We start from the raw sequence: 3543 nt of genomic DNA on the forward strand, positions 1-3543 counted from the left end.
GGTACAGATACACTTTTTCGACTTTGGCATCGGGTCGCATCATGGCGAGCTGGCTCCTGAGGGGATCGGGAGCACAGCATCCGGGATCAGCTAAGCGCTTTGAATGTGGGGTTTATGGAGCGCTTACGATAAGCCAAGCCTTTAACCCCGTTCCAAATGGCGATTTACTATTTACGCAGCGTCGATATGGCAGGCTCGTCTGGGCTTCTAAACCCAAACCTCTGTTTTTTGCCTTAGCTTCACTCTTCTTATGATTATTTTTCTTCAGGCATCATTAGACAATGAGAGTAAGCACCTGACGATTACACCCTATGCGACATCAAGCCATCGATTGGCCAATTAAGATACTGCACAATACTGCGTGGGATTCCAGTGACGCCTTAGGAACAGGAGCGAAACAAACACATAACCGCGATCAGGGGGCATGCCAACCACTTCTTGACTAAAGACCGCAGCTGGACTCAAGACTATAAGACAGTGGGCTACGGAGTGGTAAGCACCCATCCGGCGAAGTCGGCGCAAGCGAAAAAACCAACAACAATATCTCGCCTGACTTCAGCCAGTGACATCATCGGCAATAGTAAAAGCCATGCTTACTATCTTCCTGAAGGTTGCCCAATCCACGACAAGGTATCCTCGAGAAACCAGATAACCTTTGAGTCAGAATCCGCAGCTAAATTGGCGGGCTACGGGAAAGCAGGAAGCTTTAAATGAGACAGCAGCCCAGATGACTATGGAAACCGAATCCCCTGCCCCGTTCCTACAATCGGGCGACACAGCACTGCTATTCGACGGCACCTGCAAGCTCTGTAACGGATGGGCGCGATTGATTATCCACTATGACCATGCTTATCGAATTCAGCTCGCTGCGGTTCAGTCGCCGGAAGGCCAAGAGCTGTTGAGGTGGGCCGGGCTACCTCTGGACGAATTCAACACCATTGTTCTTATCTCCAACAACAAGGTGTCCATACGTTCTGAGGCGATGTTCGAGATTTTGAGTCGCCTGGATGCACCATGGCGCTGGCTAAAAGCTGCTCGAGTCATGCCGGCAGCAATGCGGGATTGGATGTATGACAAAATTGCCCTGAATCGTTACAGGCTTTTCGGAAGATATGACTCCATCCATCTTCCGACCGCCGATCATGATCGCCGTTTTTTGAAAAAAAATCGGTAACCATGGGCTCTAGATACTCTAGTAGGCGTAGCATAGTGGTACTGGCCAAGACGTAGGCTCAGGAGCATAGCTCCCCTCATTTTGCATGATGGAGTTGAAAGTGACAACTTGCCACATAAGGCCAAGTATTTCCAGGTTCAAGCTTTTAGAGATGAGTTCGCAATAATATGCGTCTATTGCGTTAAAACTGGTGGCGAGGCGTTTGGTGAAAGAGTGAGGCAAGCGCTAGATCAGGCGAGTATTAAAGCCTAATTGGGCTTAGCTACGATAAGTACAAGAACAACATTTAATCAGCACTGAAACTCGCGAACAGAAAGATACACGAGTAGAAAAGACTAAAAAATTCAGCGCAACCAGGATTTAATTTGAGACGAAAATAAATCTCGAATTTTGGTATGTCCGACGCCAGAAACTATATTTTAGCTTCAGGTCATCTGCGTTTTTTCACCATATAATTAAAGCATATCATAACACCTCTATTTAATTTATATCCTAATCGGTTTAAATATCGAGAAATTGGGAAAAACCTGCATTAGGAAAAAATCGCAAGTGCCAGTCTGGACGTATCAGGTCTTGCAAATAAGTATCCTTGCATAAGATCTACCCCTAAACCGAGCAGTGTATCACTCTCCTCACAGGTCTCAACACCTTCGGCCACGATCATTATATTTAAACGTTTTTCGACTAACACCACACCTTCAACTATTGCAGTTCTAACCGGATCTTTATCGATATTTCTAGTAAGCGCCATATCAATTTTCAGTACGTGCGGCTGAAACATAGCCAATAAATTTAGACCCGAGTAACCCGAGCCGAAATCGTCGATTGAGGTAGTAAACCCTTGACGTTCGTACTCTTCGAAAATTCCCTTTAGATGAATAGGATCATCGACACGCTCACCTTCGGTCACTTCGAACATGAGTCTTTCTGGAGGAAATCCAAATAGCCTGGCGGCCTCTAGAGTTGCTCGAATGCAGGTCTCGGCTCGATACACGGCATTTGGCAAAAAATTGATGCTTAGCTTACATTCTGGAATGCTCAGCAAACCTAATTGCGTCGCTCTCTCGATAGCCTTGACTCGACATGCTTGGTCAAAGCGGTATCGGTTTTCATCATTAACCTGATCCAAGATGCTTGCCGCCGACTCACCGTTCACCCCGCGTACAAGGGCTTCATAGGCAAAGGTTGTGCGCGTTCTTACGTTAACGATTGGCTGGAAAGCCATTATGAAATCGAACCCCAACCCATCTATATTTTGGCACTCTGTGCAGCCGACTGACACGACCGCAGTGCGTACGATATTACGGGTCATGGCTGATCCTCCAATTTCAAGCGAGTGTGAAGCTACATTTTTTCGAGATTTCACTGAGTTATCGGTACGAATCTAGTTTTGCTGAAGGCTCATGTTTATCGCGTGCAAGGCAGCAACGAAATTGAGCCTATGGCTCTGATTTTACTGACACTATCAACCTGCTTGCAAGCGAGGCATTTGCAAGAGAGTGCAATTACCTTGACCGTTCGGCGGAGTAACCTTGACGGCATTTAGTTTGGCACACTGGATCGATTTAGAGAAGTAATCAGAAATGATTTAGAAATTGATTCCGCAGCGATAAAAATATTGCATTGGTACCTCAAAAAGTTAGATCCGCCAGCTATTATAAAATTTTAAACTCTCAATGGAGACTGAAGGTGATCGACGCAAAACTACTGACACTAATGATTGAGACATCTAATGATGGCATCGTTATTGCTGAACAGGAAGGCGATGAGAACATCCTGATCTACGCTAACCCCGCCTTCCAGCGCCTGACGGGTTATGACGTTGACGACATCCTGTATCAAGACTGCCGCTTCCTGCAGGGTGATGACCGAGACCAAGCGGGCTTGGCCGTTATCCGCGAGGCGATAAAGATGCATCAGCCCTGCCGGCAAGTCATTCGCAACTATCGTAAGGACGGCAGTATTTTTTGGAATGAGCTATCTATCACCCCAGTATTCAACGAGGAAGATCAACTTACCTATTACATCGGTATCCAGAAGGACGTTAGCGTCGAATTTGAGGCTAGCAAGCGCGTGCATGAGCTAGAAGCGGAGGTTGCAAGGTTAAAAACTAAATTGGCTCAATCGCAACGTGAATCGCCCGAAGCGTGATAGCACCTGAATTGAAGCTTGGTCTGCGTCGGCGTATAGAACATCATCGACACGAAGATACTCATAGAGTGCCTTCCCAAGACGATAGACAATTGTAGTGGTCAACTCATCCCGGACACGGTTTTGAGTTTTTCTTCCGTTTTCGCTGGGGCCAATCCATCGTTAAATTGATGAGGTCGGATCCAGTTGTAGTGATGCATCAGGTACTGGCTAATATC

General features: G+C 46.5%; 4 protein-coding genes. 3 read left to right on the plus strand and 1 reads right to left on the minus strand.

Features of this window, described 5'->3' with window-relative positions:
* Together AC19YQ_RS24775 and AC19YQ_RS24780 are read left to right on the plus strand one after the other, a co-directional pair.
* Window positions 1-254 (plus strand): hypothetical protein (locus AC19YQ_RS24775; RefSeq protein ID WP_500596170.1); only part of this gene is annotated, 254 nt, incomplete at its 5' end.
* 473 nt (window positions 255-727) lie between these two features.
* Entirely contained in the window at window positions 728-1174 is a 447-nt protein-coding gene (locus AC19YQ_RS24780) for a DCC1-like thiol-disulfide oxidoreductase family protein (protein WP_198823137.1), read from the plus strand.
* A gap of 532 nt (window positions 1175-1706) precedes the next feature.
* Here the strand turns inward: AC19YQ_RS24780 and AC19YQ_RS24785 are convergent.
* The gene (locus AC19YQ_RS24785) at window positions 1707-2486 is read right to left on the minus strand and encodes an EAL domain-containing protein (protein ID WP_500596171.1); all 780 of its coding nucleotides are present in this window, start codon (window positions 2484-2486) and stop codon (window positions 1707-1709) included.
* 377 nt (window positions 2487-2863) lie between these two features.
* Here AC19YQ_RS24785 and AC19YQ_RS24790 point away from each other — a divergent pair, with 377 nt between their 5' ends.
* A complete protein-coding gene (locus AC19YQ_RS24790) occupies window positions 2864-3325 on the plus strand; it encodes a PAS domain-containing protein (RefSeq protein WP_500596172.1) in 462 nt (153 codons plus the stop codon).
* The last annotated feature ends 218 nt before the right edge of the window (window positions 3326-3543 follow it).

This window comes from Pseudomonas sp. MF06569, assembly GCF_059862735.1.

Bases quoted from the DNA above. Each gene is read 5' to 3' on its own strand.
- AC19YQ_RS24780 (WP_198823137.1), top strand. From the start codon at position 728: ATGACTATGGAAACCGAATCCCCTGCCCCGTTCCTACAATCGGGCGAC.
- AC19YQ_RS24785 (WP_500596171.1), bottom strand. From the start codon at position 2,486: ATGACCCGTAATATCGTACGCACTGCGGTCGTGTCAGTCGGCTGCACA.